At 57.6% G+C, this 24,548-nt stretch carries 15 protein-coding genes; 13 read left to right on the top strand and 2 right to left on the bottom strand.

All coding sequences use genetic code 11. The annotated features are described in order from the left end of the window. Positions 1–51: 51 nt before the first annotated feature. Positions 52–963, bottom strand: coding sequence for a LysR family transcriptional regulator (locus tag QEH54_RS12280; protein ID WP_309018975.1), 912 nt, complete (start codon positions 961–963; stop codon positions 52–54). A 102-nt stretch (positions 964–1,065) separates the two neighbouring features. On the opposite strand from QEH54_RS12280, the gene QEH54_RS12275 reads away from it, so the two are divergent. From QEH54_RS12275 to QEH54_RS12215, 13 genes are all read left to right on the top strand, one after another. Continuing rightward, positions 1,066–2,142, top strand: coding sequence for an ABC transporter substrate-binding protein (locus QEH54_RS12275; RefSeq protein ID WP_309018974.1), 1,077 nt, complete (start codon positions 1,066–1,068; stop codon positions 2,140–2,142). A gap of 562 nt (positions 2,143–2,704) precedes the next feature. Then, the gene (locus QEH54_RS12270; protein WP_309018973.1) at positions 2,705–4,051 is read left to right on the top strand and encodes a CmpA/NrtA family ABC transporter substrate-binding protein; all 1,347 of its coding nucleotides are present in this window, start codon (positions 2,705–2,707) and stop codon (positions 4,049–4,051) included. Between the two features lie 120 nt (positions 4,052–4,171). Then, entirely contained in the window at positions 4,172–5,800 is a 1,629-nt protein-coding gene (locus QEH54_RS12265; protein WP_309018972.1) for an ABC transporter permease subunit, read from the top strand. A 47-nt stretch (positions 5,801–5,847) separates the two neighbouring features. Next, entirely contained in the window at positions 5,848–6,717 is an 870-nt protein-coding gene (locus tag QEH54_RS12260) for an ABC transporter ATP-binding protein (RefSeq protein WP_309018971.1), read from the top strand. A gap of 18 nt (positions 6,718–6,735) precedes the next feature. Next, a complete protein-coding gene (locus QEH54_RS12255) occupies positions 6,736–7,554 on the top strand; it encodes an ABC transporter ATP-binding protein (RefSeq protein ID WP_309018970.1) in 819 nt (272 codons plus the stop codon). A gap of 265 nt (positions 7,555–7,819) precedes the next feature. Further along, positions 7,820–9,289: an MFS transporter gene (locus QEH54_RS12250; RefSeq protein ID WP_309018969.1), complete on the top strand. Its 1,470-nt coding sequence runs from the start codon at positions 7,820–7,822 to the stop codon at positions 9,287–9,289. 124 nt (positions 9,290–9,413) lie between these two features. Continuing rightward, complete coding sequence (locus QEH54_RS12245) at positions 9,414–11,147, top strand: bifunctional protein-serine/threonine kinase/phosphatase (protein WP_309018968.1); 1,734 nt, start codon at positions 9,414–9,416, stop codon at positions 11,145–11,147. A gap of 230 nt (positions 11,148–11,377) precedes the next feature. Further along, positions 11,378–12,955, top strand: a complete 1,578-nt coding sequence (locus tag QEH54_RS12240; RefSeq protein WP_309018967.1) for a DmsC/YnfH family molybdoenzyme membrane anchor subunit — start codon at positions 11,378–11,380, stop codon at positions 12,953–12,955. Beyond that, positions 12,952–15,159, top strand: coding sequence for a nitrate reductase (locus QEH54_RS12235; protein ID WP_309018966.1), 2,208 nt, complete (start codon positions 12,952–12,954; stop codon positions 15,157–15,159). Before QEH54_RS12240 ends, QEH54_RS12235 begins: the two co-directional genes overlap by 4 nt. A 610-nt stretch (positions 15,160–15,769) precedes the next feature. Continuing rightward, positions 15,770–17,530: a NirA family protein gene (locus tag QEH54_RS12230; protein WP_309018965.1), complete on the top strand. Its 1,761-nt coding sequence runs from the start codon at positions 15,770–15,772 to the stop codon at positions 17,528–17,530. A 40-nt stretch (positions 17,531–17,570) separates the two neighbouring features. Next, positions 17,571–19,313: a sulfite reductase subunit alpha gene (locus QEH54_RS12225; protein WP_309018964.1), complete on the top strand. Its 1,743-nt coding sequence runs from the start codon at positions 17,571–17,573 to the stop codon at positions 19,311–19,313. A 138-nt stretch (positions 19,314–19,451) separates the two neighbouring features. After that, positions 19,452–20,648, top strand: coding sequence for a hypothetical protein (locus QEH54_RS12220; protein WP_309018963.1), 1,197 nt, complete (start codon positions 19,452–19,454; stop codon positions 20,646–20,648). Positions 20,649–20,895: 247 nt separating this feature from the next. Continuing rightward, positions 20,896–21,309: an energy transducer TonB gene (locus QEH54_RS12215; RefSeq protein WP_309018962.1), complete on the top strand. Its 414-nt coding sequence runs from the start codon at positions 20,896–20,898 to the stop codon at positions 21,307–21,309. Between the two features lie 200 nt (positions 21,310–21,509). Here the strand turns inward: QEH54_RS12215 and QEH54_RS12210 are convergent. Further along, positions 21,510–24,548 (bottom strand): putative Ig domain-containing protein (locus tag QEH54_RS12210; protein ID WP_309018961.1); only part of this gene is annotated, 3,039 nt, incomplete at its 5' end.

The raw sequence follows: 24,548 nt of genomic DNA, 5'->3' as shown, positions 1-24,548 counted from the left end.
GCAGGGCGTTCAGCATCTCATATGCCACGCCCAGGCTCTTTGTCGGCGAGCCTATTGTTCCAGGCAATCGCAGGCGCTTTCGCACAGACCGATGAAGGTTTCCTCCATCAGGGAGAGGCGTCGGCCTTTCACGTAGCAGACGCCCCAGGAGCGCTTGAGGGCCTTGCGGCTGGGGGAGAGCAGGAAGATGCTGCCTTCGTGGGCTTCCTTCTGCGTTACCCATGGAGCGATGATACCGACGCCGATGCCGATTTTCACCAGCTCCTTGATGGCCTCCATGCTGCCCAGCTCGATAACCTTGGAAAAGGTGTGCCCTTCGTTGCGAAAGTGTCGGCGAATGCTTTCGAAGGTAAGGCTGCGCTTGCTGTAGGTGACGAAGGTTTGCTCGTCGATCTCCGAGCCCGGAGCCACCTTGCGATTGGCCCAAGGATGGGATGGGGCCACGGCGAACTGTAGGGTGTCTTCGAATACCGTTTGGCATTCGATATCGTCGTCGGACAGCGGGGCGAGGGTGAAGGCGAGATCGATCTCGTTTCCCCGCAATTCATCCATCAGTTCCTTGGCGTCGTTTGGCGAAATGGAGAGCTGGCAGTCGGGAAAGGTTTGGCGGAACTCGCGAATGACGGTGGGCAGGATGTACTGGCAAGCGGTGGTGCCTGCCCCGATGCGCAGACGCCCCGCTCCCCAGCGGCTCAGCGCCTCCAGCTCCGAACGCACCCGATGCATGCGTTGGTGGATGCGCTCGGCGGCGGCGAGGAAGATGTCACCCGCCTCGGTCAGGTGGATCTTGCGACCCAAGCGATTGATCAAGGCGCAGCCGAGATCGTCTTCGAGCGCCTTGATGGAGTGGCTCACCGCGGATTGCGTAAGATTGAGCTGCTTGGCGGCCAAGGTGAAGCTCCCCGTTTCGGCCAGAGTCTTGAATGCCAGGAGCTGACGGCTGTCTATGATATCATCCCTCATGAAAAATATTACGGAAAAGAGTATTTGGATTAGAATATTTTGTATTTCAAGATTTTTAACTCTTTTGGCACGCGGGCGGCTGCACGGCGCAGGATGAATGGCGTGCAACCCTCTAGAATTTCTGATGCCAGAATCTCTCCCTCTGTCTTCAATCGTCGCTCGGTGACGCGGCTAGGCTACATCGGTCTGGTGGACGCGGCTCCTTTGATCGTCGCAGCCGAATATGGTCTTTTCGAAAAGAAGGGTCTGAACGTGGCGTTGAGTCGCGAAGTGGGTTGGGCGACGATTCGCGAGAAGATCAATTTCGGCGAGCTCGAGGCGGCGCACGCCCTTTGCACCCTGCCGTTCGCCAGTTCCTTTGGCATGGGAGCCCCAGCGGTTTCCTGCATCACTGGCTTGGTGCTCAGCCGAGGCGGAAACGCCATCGTGCTTTCCGAGGAGCTGCGTCGTCGCGGGGTCAAGAACAAGGAGACGCTCAAGATGGACGTGGACAACCGCAAGGCGTTTCGAAAGTACAAGTTCGCCACGGTCTACGCGTGTTCCTCTCACAATTTCCACCTGCGCGAGTGGCTGATCGAGGCAGGCATCGATCCGGAGGAAGATGTGGAGCTGGTGACGCTTCCTCCGACGCAGATGTGTCGAAATCTCCATGCCGGCACCATCGACGGGTTCTGCGCCGGAGAGCCGTGGGGCAGCCTCGCCATTTCGCAGAAGATCGGCTGGTCGCCGGTCAATTCCGTGGACCTCAGCCCTGGGCATCCGGAAAAGGTGCTGATGGTGCGGGAGCGTTTCGCTGAGGAGCATCCGGACGAGCACATCGCTTTGATGTCGGCATTGATCGAAGCCTGCGCCCTTTGCGACGATCCGACCCATCGCTCCGAGATTTCGGAAATGATCAGCGATCGCAAACGCATCAATTGCCCTGCCGAGCTGATCGAGCAATGCTTGTCGCCACAATTCAACTACGGATTGGGGAGGGTGGAAAGCAGTCCGGCCTTTATGCGCTTCTACGCCCAGGATTCGAATCGACCCAGCGCCGCGGATCGCGAATGGATCGTCAGCCGCCTGGTGGAGAACTGCGGCCAGATCGACGCTGCCGCCGTGGATCGGGCTTCGACCGTTTTCCGCGAGGATCTCTACGAGAAGGCTCTCTCTCGAGCTCGCTTCGTGCCCGCCTGACGTTTCGCAAAGCGCCTCTATCCCTTTTTATCTGCCAGGTCTGAAACGGCCCCCTGCGATCGTCGCAGGGGGCTTTTTTGCGAAGCTCGCCCCAGATTGGCGCGTCTCGGCTCGGCGACCTTCGTTAGAGTCCAACCCTTAGCTCTGAGGCATTGCGACCTGCTGGAGCGACCCGCCGGATCTCAAGCGCGTAAAATCGTTCATGCTTCGTTTTCGCCACCCGCTTAAACTTAACGAGCTTCCATGGAACGCAATTCTTGTAGGAATGAATGAAATTCATGAAAGCGGTGTATATGTAAAATTATTTGTAATGCGAATAGGAGGGAGAGTTTCGTGTAAGCTGTTGAATGTAAGGAAAAAGCGTGGGGAGGATTTCAGTATAACGGTGTTCGGGAGCGGGTGTATTTGTCCATTTCGACGCGTTTTGGCGCATGGGTCGCTAATAGCAGGTATCAACAAATCCCATGGTTTTCTAGATTTGGCAGGGATAACCCTGTCATGAGAAAATCGATACATCTGTTGGCTAACTGGAGACGACCTGAAATCCCGAACTGAATCGAGTATGAAAAACCTTAGAAGACTTATCACCGCAGCGAGCCTCACGCTGGCTGTTTCCTCCGCTACTGCGGAGCAACTGGACCTGGAAAAGGACGAGCTGAAATTTGGCTTCATCAAGCTGACCGACTGCGCCCCGCTTGTGATCGCCAAGGAGAAGGGCTTCTTCGAGGAAGAGGGCCTTCAGGTGGAGGTGATCGCCCAGCCGAACTGGAAGCAGCTCTTGGATAACGTGATCAACGGCGAGCTTGACGGAGCCCATATGCTCTCCGGCCAGCCCATCGCGGCGACCATTGGGTTTGGCACCCAGGCCCACATCATCACGGCCTACACTTTGGACCTGAACGGAAACGGTATCACGGTTTCGAACTCCATCTGGGAGGAAATGCAGTACAACGATCCGGCTTTGGATACCGATACGCCGCCTCATCCCATCACGGCGGACGCCCTCAAGCCGATCGTCGAGGAGAAGATCGATGCGGGCGAGAAACTGCAGATGGGAATGGTTTTCCCTGTATCCACTCATAACTACGAGATCCGCTACTGGCTGGCGGCCGCTGGCATTCATCCCGGTTTCTACACCGCGGAGGACAAGAAGGGTTTCACCAACGCCCAGGTCGAACTTTCCGTGACGCCCCCGCCTCAAATGCCGGCCACGCTCGAGAGCGGAAACATCAGCGGCTACTGCGTGGGCGAGCCTTGGAACCAGCAGGCGGTGGCCAAGGGCATTGGCGTGCCGGTGACCACCAACTACGACATTTGGAAGAACAACCCGGAAAAGGTGTTCGGCGTGACCGCGAAGTGGGCCGAAGAGAATCCGAATACGCATATCGCTGTCGTTAAGGCTTTGATACGCGCCGGCAAATGGCTCGACGAAACGGATGAAGACGGGACGCTGGTCAATCGCGAAGAGGCGGTTCGTATCCTCTCCCAGCCCAACTATGTCGGGGCGGACTTCGACGTGATCAAGAACTCCATGACCGGCTACTTCTACTTCCAGAAGACCGACAAGCGCGAGATGCCGGACTTCAATGTGTTCTTCAAGTACCACAGCACGTATCCATGGTACAGCGACGGAATCTGGTTCCTCACGCAGATGCGCCGCTGGGGCCAGATCACCGAGCCGAAGTCGGCTGACTGGTACCACGAAACCGCGAAGAAGGTCTATCGCCCTGACGTGTATTTGGAAGCGGCTCGCCACCTTCTTGAAGAAGGCTACATCGAGGAGGCGGACATCCCTTGGGAGACCGATGGATACAAGCCGGCGACCGACGAGTTCATCGACGGGATCACCTATGACCCCAAGGATCCGATCGGCTACCTGAACGCTCACACGATCGGAAACAAGGACTAGCAAATCCTTTTTTGAAAAGGCCTTTTAAGGAGGCGATCGCCGCTCGCGGACTGAGCCGATCGCCTCCCTTCGAGGTTCATTTACTCAGATTCGAAACTAACCTCTCGACCCGTTACGACCATGGCTGAATCGGCTAAGGACAAAGTTAAGTATAAAATCCTCAAGGCGCTCGATGTGAGCGGCTTTACGGTATTCGATCCGGTGATACGGCTCGCTTTCGGCGAAGAGCCGCAAAAGCAGCTTCAGAGCATCCTCAAGTACCTGGTGATCCCTATCTTTTTCGTGTTGGCCTGTCTCTGGTTCTGGGACTGGCTCGGCCCGAGGCATAAGACCAAGTCGGGCGAGGTTCCTACGCCGGATGTCGTTTGGGATTCGGTGAAGATCAACGATACCATAGCGGACCGCGAGAAGGTGAAGCGACAGGACTTTCTGCTGAGCGGGGAGCAGCGCCAGCGCGTTTTTCAGCAGGTTTCGACGGACTACGCCATGCTGGAAAATGAAGTGGAGGATGCGAAAGCGTTGGTTGCCGAGAAGGAGGCCGAAAAGGCGTCCCGCATCGAGACGCGCATCGCTCCGATCGAATCCCGCTACGACGAGTTGAGATCTGAATACAGAGATGCTGCCAAAGCTCGGGATGCTGAGATCGCCAGCATTTCGGAGGAGGTCGCCGCTGGCCGTACGGACAAGAGCGTTCTAATCAAGGCGATTCGGCAGGATGCCCTGGCGTCGGACGCCGAGCGGGATGAGCTCAATGCGCTTAAGACCCAGATCGATGAGATTCGCGGCGCCAAGTACAAGCCGCTGGACGACGCGCGCAAGCGGTACGACAGCCTGGCGGACAAGCTTTTCTTTCTCAAGACGCGCCTCGAGTTTCTCGACGATCGCAACCTCAACGTGAAGCTGGACGAGGAGAAGGCCGAGCTAGAGGCTTATTTGGCCGAGCTCGCTGCGGCGGAGACCGCCAAGGAGGCGCTGTCCATAGCCAAGCGAGCGGTGCGATCGGAGGAAAGCATCGAGCGCCTGGCGGGGCAGGAGTACGCGTCCGCAGTGACCATCTATCACCAGATCAAGCGTTCCATCTTCACCGTTTTCGTGGGATTCTTCATGGCGGCTTTCGTGGCTATCCCGGTGGGAATCATGTGCGGGTTGAACAAGATCTTCATGGCGTGCATGACGCCTATCATTTCCATCTTCAAGCCGGTCTCGCCGGTGGTATGGCTATTGATCTTTCAAATCGTAGTAGGGGCGTTCTTCCCGGATCCGGAGAACCACCCGCTGTTTAACTTTCTCAACTCGCTTCCCTTCATCTCCTCCTTGGAGGTGAATCCCGCGCTGATCTTCTCCGCGTGCACGGTGGCCATGTGCGCGGTGTGGCCGGCGCTAGTCAACACGGCCCTGGGCGTGTCCTCCATCGACAACGACCACATCAACGTGGCCCGCGTGCTGCGTCTGGGCTTCTGGGATCGCCTGTTCAAGATCGTCATCCCCTCCGCTCTGCCGCTGGTTTTCGCCGGGTTGCGCATTTCGCTGGGCGTCGGTTGGATGGTGTTGATCGCGGCGGAAGCGCTGTCCTCGTCGGACGGCTTGGGCAAGTTCGTCTGGGATGAGTACCAGAACGGCTCGTCCCTGACCTTCGCCAACATCATCATGGTCTGCTTCGTGGTGGGAATCATCGGGTTCTTCCTCGATCGCATGATGATCGTGCTGCAGCGCTTCGTCTCCTTTGACGACAAGGGCGCCACTGTCTAGGAAATCTGGATACCAGAAAAATAACCCGAAATAGAAAGGCGTTACGCATGGCTTATCTAGAAATGGACAATGTATCCATCGGCTTCGGACCTCCGACCAATCGAACTGAGGTGTTGAGCGATGTGAATCTATCGGTGAAGGAAAACGAATTCGTGGCCATCATCGGTTTTTCCGGTAGCGGAAAGAGCACCTTGATGTCGCTGCTCTCCGGATTGCAGCAGCCAGACAAGGGGCAGGTTAGGCTGCACGGCAAGGTGATCGACAAGCCCGGTCCGCGTCTCGGCATCATGTTTCAGAACTACTCGCTGCTTCCTTGGCTCTCGGTCTTCGGAAACATCGAGCTGGCGGTGAAGCAGGTGTTTCCCAACTACTCCAAGGCCCAGACCAAGGAGCACGTGGAGCGCTATGTGGAGATGGTGAGTTTGACGCCGGCGTTGGAGAAGAAGCCCCACGAGCTTTCCGGTGGCATGCGGCAGCGCGTGTCGCTGGCTCGCACCTTGGCCATGCAGCCGGAAGTGCTGCTGCTCGACGAGCCGTTGAGCGCTCTCGACGCCTTGACGCGAGCGGTGCTGCAGGACGAGATCATTCGCATCTGGGAGGAGGACAAGCGCACGGTGGTGATGATCACCAACGACGTGGACGAAGCCACGCTGATGGCGGACCGCATCGTGCCTTTGACCATCGGTCCGCGGGCCACTCTGGCCAAGGAGTTTCCGGTGACCATGGAGCGTCCCCGCGATCGAGCCAATCTGAACAAGAACCCGGAGTTCATGAAGCTTAAGAATTCGGTCACCCGCTTCATGGTGGGACTGAACAAGGAGTCCAAGGAGCTGCAGGTGGACAACACCGTGCCGATGCCGGACATCAAACCCTACGATTTCATGCCTGCGACTCGTCGCTCGGTAGTGGTTCGATAACTACGGAGGAATTGAGAAATGTTAGAAGATAGATACGTAGAGCTCTACGACGTGGTGAAGGCCTATCCGAACCCCTTTGGCGAGGCCATAAAGGTGGTCGACGGATTCAATCTGCTGGTCAAGCAGGGCGAGCTGGTCAGCGTGATCGGCCACTCCGGTTGCGGCAAATCGACGGTGCTGAACATGGTGGCGGGTTTGATCCCTATCACGTCCGGCGGGGTTGTGGTGGCGGGGCGCGAAGTCACGGGACCGGGCCCTGACCGAGCGGTGGTCTTCCAGGCTCCTTGCCTGCTGCCTTGGATGTCATCCTATCAGAACGTGATGCTGGGCGTGAAGCAGGTGTTTCCCGACGCGTCCAAGGCGGAGAAGCAGCAGATGGTGGAGTACGCGCTTTGCGCCGTCGGCTTGAAGGACTCGATGCACAAGTTTCCTCGCGAGATGTCGGGCGGCATGCAGCAGCGTGTGGGCATCGCTCGCGCCATCGCCCTGCGTCCCAAGATGCTGCTGCTCGACGAGCCCTTTGGTCGCCTCGACTCGCTGACCCGCATGGAGCTGCAGGACGTGATTCTCAATATCCTGAACTTCGAAAAGCTGACCACCATGATGATCACGCACGATCCGGACGAGGCGGTCTACATGTCGGATCGGATCTGCATGATGACCAACGGACCCGGCGCCAAGGTCGGCGAGGTGATGGACATCCATTTCGAACGTCCCCGCGATCGCGAGGAGATCATGGAGACGGCCGACTTTTACGAATATCGCCGCCGTCTGCTGCAGTTTCTCGACGATTGCGAACAGGAGAAGAAGGCCCGAAAGAAGGCCAAGGCGGTCTAGACGAAACGAGATGCGCCTTAGGGGCCCGCTCGGCGGGCTGATTTTTGAGCAGGGAGTCGCGGCGATGGAGAGAGCGCCGGGCTTCCTGCTTTTTCGTGGCGGGTGGAAGGCGGGGCGATGAAAGGCCGGCCGACGCTGGGAAAAACGATAGGTATGAAATAAATTTAGGAAAGTTCTTAGAAATTTGAAATGGATTAATTTGAGCATCGCGAGCGCTTGGCATGAGCGTAGCTGAAACGGGAAGCAGACTAAAAAAGCTCTCCCAATGTCTCAGACTAGAATCAACCTATTCAACTTTTCCGATCCTCGGATCTTCACCCTCCACATCACCTGGTTCGCGTTTTTCCTGACCTTCGTGATGTGGTTCAGCCACGCCCCGCTGCGCGACGCCATCATGTCGACCTTCGAGATGTCGGTGGCGCAATGGAAGGCGTTGCTGATCCTGAACGTGGCCCTCACCATTCCCTCGCGCATCGTGATCGGCATGCTGGTCGACAAGTTCGGGCCGCGGCACGTGTACAGCGGTTTGCTGGTGGCGGCGGGCGGGCTTTGCCTGTTTTTCTCCATGGCTAGCAGCTACGAGATGCTGGCCTTCGCCCGTCTGATGATGGGCTTCATCGGAGCGGGCTTCGTGATCGGCATACGCATGATCGGGGAGTGGTTTCCCGCCAGGACGGTCGGTTTGGCGGAAGGCATATACGGTGGCTGGGGAAACTTCGGCTCCGCGGCGGCGGCGTTCACCCTGCCTAGCTTGATGCTCTTTTACGGAGGCGAAAACGGCTGGCGCTACGCGGTGCTCACCACCGGAGCGATCGCTGCGGTCTATGGCGTTTTCTTTTTCATCAAAGCCCGCAACACGCCCAAGGGCTCGACGTATTTCAAGCCCAAGAAGTCCGGCGGTCTCGAGGTCACCTGCAAGCGCGACTTCTATTTCCTCATCGGCATGACGGTGCCCATGTACGCCTGCTTGGCGGTGCTGGCCTGGAAGCTCTCTCCATCCGGAGTCGACTTGCTGTCCCAAGGCGCCACCTACGGCATCTACCTGGCTCTGGCGGCCTTGTTCGTGGTGCAGGTCGCCTCGATCTATTCGGTCAACAAGGACATGCTCCGCGATGGGGTGGAGGAGGAGCAGCGCTACAACTTCAAGCAAGTGGCGATTCTCGACGTCAACTACTTCGTGACCTTCGGCTCGGAGCTGGCGGTGGTGTCCATGCTGCCGGGGTACTTCATGGATACCTTCGGATTGTCGCCTCAAATGGCGGGCCTCTTCGGCGGCGGTTTCGCGTTGATGAACCTGCTTGCTCGACCGATCGGCGGGCTTGTATCCGATAAGTTCGGACGCCGCGCCACCATGATGATTCTCATCTGCGGCCTGGCGGTGGGCTACTTCGTCATGGGCATGGTGAACAGTTCGTGGCCCATCGTCTTCGCGGTGATGGCGACCATGCTGTGTTCGTTCTTCGTGCAGTCCGGCGAGGGCGCGGTTTTCGCCATCGTGCCGCTGGTGAAGCGTCGTCTTTCCGGTCAGATCGCTGGCATGGTCGGGGCCTACGGAAACGTCGGCGCCGTGTGCTTCCTCACCGTCTATAGTTTCGTGGACGCCTCCACCTTCTTCATGGTGATCGGGGCTTCCTCCGCCTTGGCATTTGCCGCTTCCTACTTCCTCGACGAGCCGCAAGGCCACACCGTGGAGGTGCTGGACGACGGTACGGTGCAGCGCATCGAGGTGGCATAGTCTTTTTTCAGAGTGTAGTTTGTTCCCTTAGGTCAGGGCAGCGGCGGCGTCGAAGGCGGCCGCTGCTTTTGACGTTGAGAGGGGCCGCCCCTTGCCATTCACTTCTCGTTTCCCGCCAAGTCCTATGCAGCTCAAGTCCGCCCTGAAGATCGAAGCCGGCATGTTCAGCCATGCCGGGCCGAACGAGCAGAACGATGATTGCCTCGGCCTTCGGACTCCAGAAGGCATGGAGCTGCTCACCAAGGGCGTGGCGGTGGTCATCGCGGACGGGGTCAGTTCGGCCGAGGCCGGCAAGCAGGCGGCGGAGATCTGCGTGCAAGGCTTTCTCAACGACTACTACGACGCGCCTGAGGCCTGGACGGTCGCGACCTGCGTCTTCAAGGTCTTGCAATCCTTGAATCGTTGGCTCTTCGGTTTGGGCCAAAGCAACTCTCTCGACGGCCGCGGCTACGTGACCACGGTCAGCGGACTCGTATTCAAAGGGGAGAGCGGGCATGTCTTTCATGTCGGCGACACGCGCATCTATCGCTTGCGTGGCGAGAGCTTCGAGCAGCTCACGCGGGACCATTGCTTTCGCTACGGCAAAGGCGGCGGCGGCCTGGCGCGCGCCATGGGCATGGACACTGGGGTGGAGATCGAGACGCGTAGCTTTCGGGTCCAGCCGGGGGATCGCTTTTTGCTCACCACCGATGGTATCCATGGATTCGTTACGCAAAACGCCTTGCGCGAAACGGTGGAGAAGTCGGAGACGAACGCCTTCGATTTCGCCTGCGAAGCCCTCTGCCAAGCGGCCTTGTCTGCGGGAAGCAACGACAATTGCTCCGCTATTCTGCTCGAGGTCATGGGAGTGGGAGCGGCGAGTCGGAGAGAGCATGAGCGGATTTTCAGGCGCTTGCCATTTCCGCCCGATCTCGCTCCGGGCATGAAGATCGATGGCTTCGAGATCGAGCGAGAGATCCAGTCGACCAGCCGCAGCCAGACCTACCTCGCTCGAGAGCTCAGCAGCGACCGATTGGTGGTGATGAAGACGCCGTCGGTAAATTTCGAGGAAGATCCGAGCTATATCGAACGCTTCCTGATGGAAGGCTGGATCGGGCGGAAGCTGAAGCATCGTCACCTGGCGGCGGCCATCGTACCTCCCAAGGGTCAGGATTTTCTGTATACAATTCTTGAGTACATCGAAGGGGATTCCCTGGAGCTGTGGATGAAGCGCAATCCGAAGCCGGATGTGCGCGAGGTGGCCCGCATCGCCCGCCAGATCCTGCAGGGGCTTCGAGCCATGCACCGCATGGAAATGCTGCATCAGGATTTGAAACCGAGCAACGTCATCCTGCACCCGACGCGCGGGGCGGTCATCATCGACTACGGATCCACGCGCGTGGCGGGTCTGCAGGAGATCGACGCCCCGTTTGAGCGGGAGAAGGCTCTCGGCACCCTCGGATACAGCGCTCCGGAGTACTTTTTGGAACGAAAGCCCACCCGTCGCTCCGACCTGTTTTCGCTCGGGGTCATCGTCTATGAGATGCTGACCGGAAAGCTGCCATACGGCGAGCGCTATGAGCGATGCCACAGCGCCCGGGATTTTTCCGTGCTCTTCTATCGGCCCGCCACCCAGTTCAACTCCCACGTGCCGGTTTGGATGGATGGGGCCATCCGCAAGGCGGTTTCCATAAATCCTCAGCTTCGCTATGAATCCTATTCAGAATTCGAGTACGATCTTGAGCATCCGAACCCGAAGTTCCTTCCGGAGAACGCCGGGCCCTTCATTGAACGAAATCCGACGCTGTTCTGGAAGATGACCGCCGGCATCCTGGCGCTCGCGTTGGCGGCAAGCTGGATTTGGATGCTTTCGGATTAGGTCAGGACATAGACTGTTTGGAGATCAGGGACTTGCGGAAAAACGATGGGCCCGGAGCCGCTACGCCCCCGGGTGGATTGATTACGTTTTGGAGTCACCATGGTGTTCAGAAACGACCGTATAACGATAAAGTTATTCATAGAAAACCCTACAAAATAGATAAGTGCTAATTTCAGCGCCTGCGTGCGGTGGCATGGATGCCGCTAGTTTTAGGCCTCGGACGATTTGATATGAGCGACCTCATCGAACTAAAGGACAAGACTTTGATCGATCTGCTGCTGGAAGAGCAGCAGACGCTTGATACTCCTGTGGGTCGCTTCGCGGAGGAAGCGGAGTCGACCGGCGCTCCGGAGCACAGCGACTTGATTCCGCTTTCCGCTCCGAAGCCGGGCGAGCAGTACGCGTTTAAGGTGAACCTGGATCTCTGCTCGGGCTGCAAGGGCTGCGTCACGGCCTGTCACAGTCTCAATGGTCTGGACGAAAACGAGACCTGGCGCGACGTGGGGCTTTTGCTGGGCGAGAACGAGTCGGGCGCCTACCAGCAGACGGTGACGACCGCCTGTCACCACTGCGTGGATCCAGCCTGCTTGAACGGTTGTCCGGTCAATGCCTACGAAAAGGACCCTGTGAGCGGCATCGTGCTGCACCTCGATGACCAGTGCATCGGCTGCCAGTACTGCGTATTGAAATGTCCCTACGACGTGCCCAAGTACAGCTCGAAGCGTGGCATCGTGCGCAAGTGCGACATGTGCCATTCGCGGCTGTCCTCCGGAGAGGCTCCGGCCTGCGTGCAAGCCTGTCCCCATGGGGCTATCACCATCACTACGGTGGATAAGGGCGAGGCGAGCGAGCGCTCGCGCGATCCCGAAAGCTTTCTGCCGGACGCTCCCGAACCTGCTTACACGCAGCCGACGACGCGCTACGTATCCAAAAAGCAACTGCCTAAAAGGATGGTGGCTGGCGACGCCCATGTGCTGCGTCCTCAGCACACGCACTGGCCTTTGGTCGGTTTGCTTGCCCTCAGCCAGATCGGCATTGGCGGCCACCTTGGCCTGGCGGCGCTTTGGAATCAGCTGGAGGTGGGAGCCGCTACGCTGGCTCTCGGGGCGTTTTGGGCCATCCTCCATGCGGGCTTGCTCTGCAGCGTCCTTCATCTGGGACAACCGCTCAAGGCCTGGCGGATTTTCGTCGGCTTCAAGCACTCTTGGCTCAGCCGCGAGGCAGTCGCTCTAGGGGTGGTCTCGGCCTTGTCGACGAGCGCTTTCGCAATGTCGGTTGGAAACTACTTCGGGGTGTCTATTCCCGTTGTGGAGACAGGCGCGTTTGTTCCGTTAGCGCTGTGGGCCAGCTCGCTGATGGGGCTGGTAGGGGTGATGACGTCTGTATTCATCTACGTGGATACGCAACGAAGCTTTTGGAGGATGAGCTACACCGGAAGCAAGTTCTATGGTTCGGTGATGCTTGGCGGACTGGCGAGCATTGCTCTAGCGAGCGGGCAGGATCCGCTGCTGTTCTCCCTTGCTTTCTCTGTCGTCGTATTTGGCAAGCTCGTCTTGGAGGTGCGCTCGATACAGGATAATTTTCAAAGCGAAGGCATCGCTACCAAGGTTCTTTCCACCCTCTGGAAATCTCGCCTGACCTTGGGCGCCGGAGTGGGGATTCTGGTTCCGGTCCTCTCGTTTTCACTCAACCAACCCGCGCTTTTCCTCGTTGCTCTTTTGGGGGTGGTGGCTAGCGAGGTCATGGAACGCATTATCTACTTCAAGGCGGTCAACGCCCCGAAGATGCCGGGAGGACTCAACGGATGACGTTTATACCAGAAAGAACCAAAGAGAACTCTGTATTCAGAGAATGGAACGGTCCGCTCACCAAGGACCTGGTGCTGAACCCGGGAGGTTTCGGCCTTGGGAAGGTCCCGGAGCGGCTGAAGCCCAATGGCACAGTTGACTCGGTTTGTGGATTCTGCGCCACCGGTTGCTCTCTGAAGGTCCATCTCAAGGACGGGGAAGGCATCAATCTGAGCGCGAACAAGGCCTATCCGGTGAACATCGGCATGGCCTGCCCGAAAGGCTGGGAAGCGATGCGGGTGCTCGACGCTCCAGACCGGGCAACGGAGCCGCTGTTGCGTGGTGAGGACGGGGAGCTGTATCCTGTTTCTTGGGACAAGGCGGCACGGACCTTCGTGGAGAAGTTCAAGGGCATTCAGTCGAAATATGGACCAGACAGCCTAGCATGGCTGGGGACTGGTCAGATCGCTAACGAAGATCACGCTTTTCTCGGGGCGCTCGGAAAGTTCGGCATGGGCATCCGTCATGGAGATGGCAATACGCGCCAGTGCATGGCGACCGCGGTCACCGCGTACAAGCAGTCTTTTGGTTTCGACGCCCCGCCGTATTCCTATCAAGATTTCGAGGAGTCGGATGTGCTGGTTTTCGTGGGCGCGAATCCCTGTATCGCTCATCCCATCATGTGGCAGCGCGTTATGCGCAATCGGCGCAATCCGGAGATCATCGTGGTCGATCCACGCAAGACGGAAACTGCTGTTGCGGCGACCCAGCATTACGCCCTGGCTCCAAAGTCGGACCTGGCCCTTTTTTATGCGGTAGCTCGAGAGCTGATCGCCAACGACTGGATCGACCAGGACTACTTGGCCGCGCACACCGAGGGTTACGAAGCGTTTGCGGAGTTCGTGCTGGATTACGATCTGGAATCGGTGTCGGCCCTGAGCGGGTTGTCGGTGGAGAGCATCAAGACCCTGGCCCGTACTATCGGGGAAGGAAAACGCGTATCCATTTGGTGGACCATGGGGGTCAATCAAAGTTACGAAGGAGTGCGGCTCGCTCAGTCTCTGATCAACATCTGTCTGATGACGGGAAACATCGGGCGTCCGGGAACTGGAGCGAACTCCATAACGGGACAATGCAACGCCATGGGCTCGCGGCTCTTTTCCAATACCACCAGTCTGCTGGGCGGGCATGACTTTCTCAATGACAAGCATCGCCGCAAGGTCGCGGACATCCTGCAGATCGATGTATCCAAAATTCCGAACGAGAATTGCTGGGCCTACGATCAGATCGTGGAAGGCGTGGAAACGGGGAAGATCAAGGGACTGTGGATCGTAGCCACCAACTCCGCTCATTCGTGGATCGGACAAGGGCGTTTTCGCGACGCGATGCGCAAGCTCGACTTCCTGGTGGTGCAGGATATGTACCACAGCACCGAGACTGCTCAGATGGCCGATCTGGTATTGCCGGCTGCAGCGTGGGGCGAGCGCGAGGGCACGTTTATCAACTCGGAGCGGCGCATCGGTCGAACTCGAAAAGTGCGCAAAGCGCCAGGGCTGGCCCTAGCGGATTTCAGCATCTTCAAGATCCTAGCGGAGTATTGGGGTTGTGGAGACATGTTCCGAAAGTGGGATACTCCAGAGAACGTATTCAAGATTTTGGCTCAGCTGACCAAGGGCCGCCCGTGTGATATTTCCGGTATCGAGAGCTACGCTATGCTGGATGAAAAGGGTGGTGTGCAATGGCCGTATCGCTCGGAGGACCGAGACGGGGCGACGCATCGCAGCTTGTTTGCCGATGGTCGCTACTACCACCCGAATGGCAAAGCGCGGTTTTTATTCGATGCGCCGAAGGAAGTGCCGGAGAAGCCTGACCGTGACTACCCATTCATCCTTTTGACGGGGCGAGGGACTTCGGCGCAATGGCACACCCAAACGCGAACCTCCAAGTCCGATGTTTTGCGAAAGCTGTACCCAAAAGATGTGTACGTGGAAATCAACTCTGACGACGCCCGATCAATGGGTGTGGTTGGGGGCGAGGTGATCGTGGTCGCCTCGCGTCGGGGATCGGTGAAAGCGAAGGCGTTTGTGACGCCGACAGTGCAGCCAGGCCAGGTCTTCATGCCCATGCATTACGCTGAAACGAACTGGCTGACCAAGCCCGATGTCGACCCGCATTCTCGCCAGCCATCGTTTAAGTATTGCGCCGTGGCCCTGAGCGTTCGTTAGGACGCCAGTCCCTTCTTCAAGACGAGCCCATAAGATGCGGAGCCCAGGGCCCGAGTCGCGGTCCTGGAGTTGGATGAGCGGCTTTTCGCCGGCGGCGCTCGCTTGGCCCTCTCGTTTCTGCAAACGGACGGCTAGGGCCGTTTTCGGCCAGCGGAAAAAAGGCTGCGCCTTGTTTCGATCTGCAGGATTCGGCAGGGGCTTTTCGGGCTAGCTTTCAGGGCTCTCCCTAGCGGTTTATGCTCAGTTTTGATAACATGAATAAAATCGATAGATAAAGATAAGAACTTTATTTGTATACATGCAAAAATGGTCACTGAAGACGGGGGCGTCGTGGCGAGTTTTCGCTTAAAATGGAGCGTTTTTGCAGTATGGAAACGTAGGACTAATTTTCATGTGTTTTGTAAGTATCTGTAGTTCAGGTAAAAGCGTACCTTTGGTCTTCGTGCGAAAGGCATGGGACGCCTAATGCGCGGATAGGATTGGTTTGGCGTGAGGAGTACTTGGCATCCGGGCTGCTAAAGTTGGAGTCACTAACCATTGCGCGGGTTTCAGGCCTCGGTTTTCAGACATCGGGGCCCTGCGAAATCGGCGCGAAAATCCTCAGACGAAAATGAATTCTAATCTACCTTTCACCCCCGAACAAAAGGAGTACCTATCCGGTTTCTTCGCTGGAGCGAGTCAAAGGGGCTTCAGTCCGTTTCTGGGCAAGCTGCCTGACGGATCCTACACCGGGGAAAGCGCATCGGCTGAAGCGGAGACCGTTTATGGAACTCCCTTGGACGAGCTTTCCAAGGAGGAACGTATCAAACATGAAAAGGATGGCCTGGACTGCTATGAGGACATCGCGGCTTGCGCGGCGAAGGACGAGCTGCCTCAGGGCGCCGACGTGTTCCGTTTCAAGTACTACGGACTGTTCAACGTGTCTCCGGCTCAGGAGAGCCTGATGCTGCGCTGTCGCATCGCTGGAGGCTTGATGCAGGCCCATCAGTTGGAAGGCATGGCTGAAATGGCCGAGGACTGGGCGGGCGGATACGCCCACATAACGACCCGGGCGAATTTTCAGTTGCGCGAGATACAGCCTCGCAACGCCATCAAGGTGTTGGAGAAGCTGGTCGATCTGGGGCTGACCTCTCGCGGAGCGGGAGCGGACAACTTGCGAAACATCACCGGCTCGCCGACCGCAGGATTCGATCCGGACGAACTGTTCGACGTACGCCCCCTCGCCAAGGCGATGCATCACCTGATTCTGAATACGCGCGAGTTTTACGGACTGCCGCGCAAGTTCAACATCTCCTTCGACGGTGGCGGGGCCATCAGCGTCTGCGCCGATACCAACGATATCGCGTTCTACGCGGTTCGCGTGGGGGAAGGTCAGGCCGTGGAGCCAGGCGTCTATTTTCGCGTGCAGCTCGCGGGCATCACCGGTCACAAGCAGTTCGCCAAGGATTGCGGCATTCTCATCGCACCGGAACAGTGTCTTGCGGTGGCGGCTGCGATGATCCGCGTATTCATCGAAAACGGTGACCGCACCAATCGCAAGAAGGCCCGCTTGAAGTACCTGATCGACAGTTGGGGCGACCAGAAGTTCGTGCAGGAAACCGAGAAGAAACTCGATTTCGAACTGGTGAAAATGCCTTTGGAAAACTGCCAGCAACGCGTGCCGATTCGCCGTCATGGGCATCTCGGAGTCCATGCTCAATCCCAGGAGGGACTGAGCTACGTGGGGGCTCGCATCCCAGTCGGACGGATGCTGCCGGATCAGATGAAGGCGATCGCCGCTCTCGCTCGTCGCTTCGGAAACGGGGAGATTCGACTGACCGTTTGGCAGAATCTTCTGATACCGAACGTTCGTAACGAAAACGTGGATACGCTGGTGTCTGAAATCGAGAGAGTCGGATTCAGTTGCCAGCCTGACATGATACGCGGCGGGCTAGTCGCCTGCACGGGGAGCTTCGGTTGCAAGTATGCGTCGGCGGATACGAAGTCGAACGCGGTCGAGCTCGGCGAGTACCTGAGCGAGCGTTTCCAGCTCGATGCGCCTATCAACATCCACTTGACCGGATGCCCGCATTCCTGCGCTCAGCACTACGTCGGCGACATCGGGCTACAAGCGGTCCGCGTCAAGGTGAATGACGAAAGCGTCGATGGATACAACATCGTCTTTGGTGGTGGTGTCGACGATGAGCAAGCGATCGCCAAGGAGGTCTTCAAGTCCGTTCCGTTCTTCGATGTGAAGCCATTGCTGGCCAACGCCCTTGAGCGTTTCCTCGAGCTACGAGAGGGGGACGAGTCCTTCATCGCCTTCAATCGCCGGCATTCGGCTGAGGAGCTAAAGGAGATCTACGCGGTGAGCGAGCTGATGGCCAGCTAGGAGCTGATCGACACGAACAATCGAAATTTGTATTAGGATAATGACTACGTTAAGCGCACCCTTTATTCCCGAAAACGCTCCTTTCAGCACCGAGCAGCGATCCTGGCTGAACGGCTTCCTGGCCGGTCTGTACTCGAACCATGGCGACCTCGATTCTGGAAGTGGCCAATCGCAGGAAACACGTCCCATCACCATCCTTTGGGGCTCTCAGACCGGCAATTCCGAGGGCCTTGCTCGCAAGGTCTCCAAGACGCTTGGGGGAAACGGGTTCGCTCCCGCCGTCTTCGACATGGGAGATTACGACTTCGCGAAGCTGAGCGAAGAGGAAGTGTTGCTTGTCATCACGTCGACCTACGGCGAGGGAGAGCCTCCTGACAACGCGGCGGCGTTCTACGACTGGATCATGAGCGATAGCGCTCCTAAGCTCGAGAAGCTGAAGTATTCGGTGCTGGCTCTGGGCGACAAGAACTACCCGGATTTCTGCAAGTGCGGCATCGAGATCGACCAGCGACTCGGGGCTCTGGGAGCGGAGTGTCTGACTCCGCGCGTTGACTGCGACGTGGATTTTGAGGAGCCCTTTGGGAAATGGCTTTCCGCGGTGCAGACGGCAGCCGGGGCTGCGTCGGTGGCTGAGAGTGCGGAGGATGACGAAGGGGAGCCGCAGTCCGAGTATGGCAAGCACAATCCTTTTCCCGCGAAACTGATCAGCAACGCCGTTCTCAATGGAGAAGGGTCCTCCAAGGAAACCCGTCACGTTGAGATCTCGCTGGAAGGTTCGGGACTCTCTTACGAGCCAGGCGATGCCCTGGCGGTGAAGCCGATGAACACGCCGCATCTGGTGGATGAGCTCATTGCCGCGGCCGGTTTCGAGCCGCACGAGCTGGCCCCGGCGCCGCATGGCGACGACCTGCCATTGTACGATGCGCTGCTCGAGCACTACGACATAACTGTTCTGACCTCAGCTTTCGTGCTCGCTTGCGCTCGACTGAGCAAGTCGGCCGAGCTCAAGGAGCTGGTCAAGGACGAAGAGAAGCTGTCGGCCTATCTGGTGGGGCGTCAGATGATTGATCCGATCGTGGAGTTCGGGGTGGTTTTTCCAACCACCGAGTATCTCGTGGCCCCGCTCAAGCAGCTGCAGCCGCGCTTGTATTCGATTTCCTCGAGCCCCAAGGCTCACCAGGACGAAGTGCACTTGACGGTTGGCGTGGTGCGCTACGACAGCCATGGGCGCCTGCGAAAGGGAGTCTGCTCGAATTTCCTGGCCGATCACGATGGCAGCCAGCCGATTCGTATCTATTTTCACCCTACGAAAACGTTCAAGCTGCCCGAAGACGCCGATACGCCAGTGATCATGGTGGGCCCAGGGACGGGCATCGCGCCCTTCCGAGCGTTTCTGGAGGAGCGGTCCGCCACTGGGGCCAAGGGATCGAACTGGCTCTTCTTTGGCGACCAGCACGCGTCCTGCGACTTCCTGTACCGCGAGGAGCTCGAAGCCTATCAGGAGAGCGGACTCCTGACCCGCCTGGATACGGCGTTTTCACGGGATCAGGAGAAGAAGGTCTACGTGCAGGATCGAATGAAAGAAAGCGGTGAGGAGCTCTTCAAATGGCTGGAGAGCGGGGCGCGTTTTTATGTATGCGGCGATGCCTCCCGAATGGCGAAGGACGTGGATCGCGCCCTGCACGAGATCATCGCGGAGCACGGAGGAAAGAGCTCCGATGAGGCGAAGGCCTATGTCGATGCGCTGAAGAAGGAAAAGCGCTACCTAAGAGACGTGTATTAGCAGACGAGGTCGAGAGCGCGACCGAGGCGAAAAAAATTGACAACTACGATTTCCTGAACCGGTGGGTTAAGGGCCTAGGATAATTGTATCCGCAGCTGACGTACTGCCGACTTAAAAACGAAAAAGAACTAGATGAACATGAAATCCACAACCAAGCCCTTCGCTGTTGCCGCGAAGTTCGCTACCATGACCTCGCTCTGCCTCGCGGCGAGCTCTGCCTCCGCTGATTCCATTTCCGACATTCTGGATGGATTCAAGGAGGGTGATAAAGTGTCCCTCAACGCTCGCGCACGCTACGAATACACTGAAGCTGGCGCGTCCGAAATAAACGGATACAGCATTCGCACTCGACTCGGCTACAAGACCGGCACCTACAACGGAATCACCGCTATGATCGAGTTGGAGGACATCAGCTTCAACAATCCGGACGATCGACCGGGCTTGGACGTGCCCACGACCGAGCTGAATCAGGCCTGGATCCAGTTTGCCGATACGAAGCTAGGTCGCCAGATCTACACCCTGGACGATCATCGTTTCATCGGGCATGTGGGCTGGAGGCAGAACATCCAGACCTTTGACGCGGTCACGTACTCGAGTTCCGTGAACGAGGCGACGACCTTGAACTTCGCCTATCTCGACGCGGTTCATCGGGTCAACGCCACCTCGCAGGATCTGAGCGGTCTCATCGCCAACGGCAACTACAAGTTCTCCGAGGACTTCAATCTAACTGGCTTCGTATACTTGCTTGACTTCGACCGTCCGGTTCTGGCCTCCAGCGACACCTATGGCTTGCGCGGAGTCGGCAAGTTCGATGGTGGCGAGATCAAGTACACCTACAGTTTCAGCTTCGCTAAGCAGATGGACAATAGCGGGAGCATGAACGATTTCGATCTCACCTACTACGCGGGCGAGTTCGGAGCGAACCTTGGCGGTTTCACGCTCGCTGCAGGAATCGAATCTCTGGGAGGCGACGGAACCACTGGGTTTACCACGCCACTGGCAACCGTGCATAAGTTCAATGGGTTTGCCGATCTCTTCGCAGGTCCCTCGCTCGGACTTGGCGGTGGGCTTCCGGAGGGCCTGGAAGACATGTATGTCTCTCTCGGCTTCAAGGCAGGCGACGTTCCGATCAAGCTGGTCTACCACGAGTTCGCTACGGAAAACATCAGCGACTACCTTGGTTCGGAGATCGATCTGGTGGCGTCGTATAAACTGAATGAATACATGACCTTTGTGACCAAGTTCGCCGACTACAGCAGCGATGGAGCGGAGAACGTCGGCTACGGGGGAGCTGACAAGCAGGTCTTCACCTTCGAGGTGAATCTCAATTACTAGAATTCGAATAGGTTAGATTCGAAATTAGTCTGAGGACCCTCCGCTGTCATGGCGGAGGGTTTTCTCGTTCCCAAGGGCCTGCTCCGGGATGCGAGGCTGAGGGCTTATGCTGCGCCTTTCGCGCAGAAAATTTACTAATGTTACGTTTTGCCCTGGATTAGCATATTTACTTGAGAAGGTTACGATAGCGCAACAATGTTACGGCAGCGTTACAAAAAGCGCTTTTCTAACTGAAAGGAGCAAAGTTATGAGTACCCCAAGATTTGTTAAGTTGGCGTTTGCAGCGATGGTTTGCGGAGGATTTGGTCTGGTCCAGAGCTCGAGCGCTGAGGAAAGTCAAACGCCCCAGCCTGCAGCCATGGTTTCTCAGGACGCCTATGTGTTGGAGACGGTCAAGCCGGACTATCCTGTTTCGATGCTGCAGCGCGGCATCCAAGGCCGCACGCTTTTGAAGCTGCGCGTCTCTTCCAGTGGCGAGGTGGATGCCGTCCAAGTCGTAGCCACGACGAACAAAGCCTTTAGCGAGGCGGCCATGAAGTCGGTGAAGCACTGGTATTTCGAGCCAGGAAAAGCCGATGGAGTGCCGATCTCTCAAACCGTATTGGTCCCCGTAGACTTTGTTATCGAAGATTTGCCATCGGTATCGATAGCGTCGCTTTAGTCTAGGAATAGGCGATCCATTCCAACGAGCGCGAGGCTGGGGACGATCTCGGCTTCGCATCGCCAGCTCGGTTGACTGGAGTGGAAAAGACGGAGGGTCTTCGGACCCTCCTTTTTCGTTTAGGGAGGCTTGTTTTCAGCGTTTTCGTTTGGAGAAGGTCGCCACCCGATTTCGACGAAAGGCGCGTCGCGGAAAGCGCGCTAGAACGGCGATTGGTCGGTGATATCGTTGTTGATGTAGAGATGGGTGTCGGTGGTGGCGTCGTAGTAGTGGGTGTAGTCGGTGCCGTCGACGTTTTCAGTGCCTTGGCTCTGAAAGGACGGATCGAGATCCACGGTATCGTCGCCATCGCCATCTACGAAGAGGCGGTTGTCGCCATCAGTCATGTCGAGCACGTCTTCGGCGCTGAGCTTGAGGTGGTTTGAACCGCTGCCATGGATGTCGATGCGCTCGATGTTGGAGAGTTGATTGGCCGGTCCGATATTGGTGAAATCGATCCATTTGTCGGCGCCATCCAGCAGGAGAGTGTCTTCTCCGATGCCGCCATCGATGGAGCCGAAGGAATAGCCTTCAGAAATGATGATTGTATCGTCACCCGCCCCTGCATCGATGGTATCTACTTCCTCCGCTGCGGCGTAGATGGTGTCGTTTCCATCGCCCGAGTTGATGACGTCTGTGCCCCAACTGGCGGTGATGGTATCGTCGCCCGCTCCGGTGGTGATGGTCTCATTTCCATAGGTACCTACAACGGTGTTGTTCCCGTCGCCTGCGTTTACGATATCGTCTCCTCCGTTGGTTTCGATATAGTCGTCGCCCGATCCGGTGGTGATGGTTTCGGAGGCGCTTGATCCGATGACGGTATTGTTTCCGTCGCCAGCGTTTACGGTGTCATTGCCGCCACCTGTAGTGATGTGATCGTTTCCTGAGCCGGTGGTGATGGTTTCGGTTTCCCAGGTGCCGACGTAGGTGACGTCAGGATCCGCTGGGGAGCTGGAAGCGTTTTCGTCTACATCCGAAGCGCGAACGGTGATGCTTTCGGTATAGGTGGCGCCATTTGTATCGGTGACTTTGATACTGACGCGATGCGAACTTTGGTTTTCGAAGTCGAGCGAGGAGCCCTCTTTCAGCTTCAAGGTGTTTCCCACGATTTCGAATAGACCGGAGGGGTCGCTATCGATGCTGTAGCTCCCGGAATCGCCAGCGTCTGGATCGGCGGAGGAGAGGGTAGCGATCTCTGCTCCGGCGATGTTTTCCGGCAGGGTCGCGGTGGTGTTTCCGGACTCGTCGAGCCCAATAGCTACCAAGGGGCTGGTGTCATAGGTGCCGCTGATGGTGGCATTTAGACCATCTGCCCCGACGCTGTCGGGATTGATGATCGTAAGCTCGTTGCTACCGAGATTGATACTCGGGGCAGCGAAGGCTCCCTCGTCGAGTTCCATCTGTTCGTAGGTCGTGGATGATGAGGTTCTCAGTCCCCAGACTTCGACTCCTTGCTCCGTAATGACCATCTTGATACGGGGGTCTCCGCTTGAGCTGCTGCTCCATGGGTCTGACATGTCTCCTCCATCCTGGAATCTGAGGAAGACTTCACTCGCTGGATCGTAGTCGTTGGCCTGCAGCTGAATTGTTTCTCCAGTGAGGGACTGTCCATTCAGCTGGACCTCGAAAGAGTTGTCCACGCGGCCGAACTCGATGACGATCTCGCCGCTGCCTTGGTTTGCTCCAGAGAAGTCGATTGTAGAGCTGGCCTGTCCGCCGCCCTCTCCGGTGGAGACGTATGCGTTGCTGACTTGAGCTTCCACTCCTTGGTTCGCGTTTGGCTGAGCGAATGCGATGTCGGTCGGGGCGTGATTAACCGCTAAGCTGAAAGCTGCAGTTTGGTCTGCGAATTGTATGTATTCGATGTTGGATACAAGGTCCGTTCCGTCGCGATCGGCTACGGTATCTACGATGGTGAAGGTGCCATCGCCATTGTCGGTGAACTGGTAGTCGGAGCGATTTCCGGAGAGGACCAAGGTGTCGTCACCTGAGCCGCCATCTACGGTATCGTCACCTTCGGCGGCATCGATGGTATCGTTCCCTTCACCTCCGAAAACGGTGTCGTTGCCAGCTCCGGCGTCGATGGTGTCGTCTTGGAGGTCCAGCAGCTGCACGTTGTCGAGCAGGATGCCGCGATTATCTTCGGAACCGTAGCCCACGAAGCGTAGTGTGTTCGAACCATCGCCCATCCCTCCGGTGACTTCGAATGTGTAGGACTGGAAGGAGTCCTCGCTTTGTGGATCGACGGTGGCGATGAGCTCTCCGCCAAAGTAGACTTCCATGTGGTTCCCGAGGTCGCTGACTCGGTCTGCAGCGTCGAAGGAGAGGGTGTAGCTCGCTCCATCGGTCAAGCCATTCACTTGCTGGCTGATGTCGATATTTCCTGGGGATTCCTCCATATCGAGGTAGTAGGAGCCATCGGTGGGTGCTTCCATGCCGTCCCATCCTTCGATGTGCATTTCGAACTGTTTCCCGTTTGCCTCAGTCCAGCCATCGACGGCGCTCATTTTTTTGCCCCACGAGTGGTTCTCGCCGCCATCCACGTGTTCGAACGAGCCGTTTATGATGTAGTTCCCTTCGTTGGCCGTTGAGTTGTTTGGCGAATCGTCGCCGTAGATGAGATCGTCTCCTGCTCCTCCGTCGATGGTGTCGGAGCCCTTGCCGCCAGAGATCTCATCGTTGTAGGCGTCGCCGCTCAAGGTGTTGGCCGAACTGTCACCGTAGCGCGCTACGACATCGTTTATATCGATAGTAAAGGTGTCGCTCGCTGAAGCGGTTCCGTCGGAAGCAGTGACGCTCACCTCGATGATGCCACTGTCGCTTTGAGCAGGGGTGCCTGAGAGCATGCCAGTCGAGGGATCGATGGTCAGCCATTCTGGCAGCGGGTCGCCATTTGCCATGGTGGCGCTGTAGCTCAAGGAGTCGCCAGGGTCGGCGTCGCTAAAGCTTGAAGAGACGTCGAGTGAGAATGCCTCGCCGCGATCGATGGACTGGTCGGCGATGGCGGTTGCGACGGGGCCGTCGTTGGTATTGGCCACGCTGATACCGAAGATGTCGGAAACGGTGGCGCCTGAGGCGTCGGTGGCGGTGACGGTGACCGCGATGTCGCCCACGTCGGCGTTTTCAGGGGTGCCGGAGAGTAGTCCGGTGGTGGGGTCGATGGAGAGCCAGCTGGGCAGCGGGTCGCCGTTTTCCAGGGT

Source organism: Pelagicoccus sp. SDUM812003 (genome assembly GCF_031127815.1).
Lineage (GTDB): Bacteria > Verrucomicrobiota > Verrucomicrobiia > Opitutales > Opitutaceae > Pelagicoccus.
Note: the sequence above shows the minus strand (reverse complement) of the source record. Positions and strands in the feature narration are given on the sequence as shown.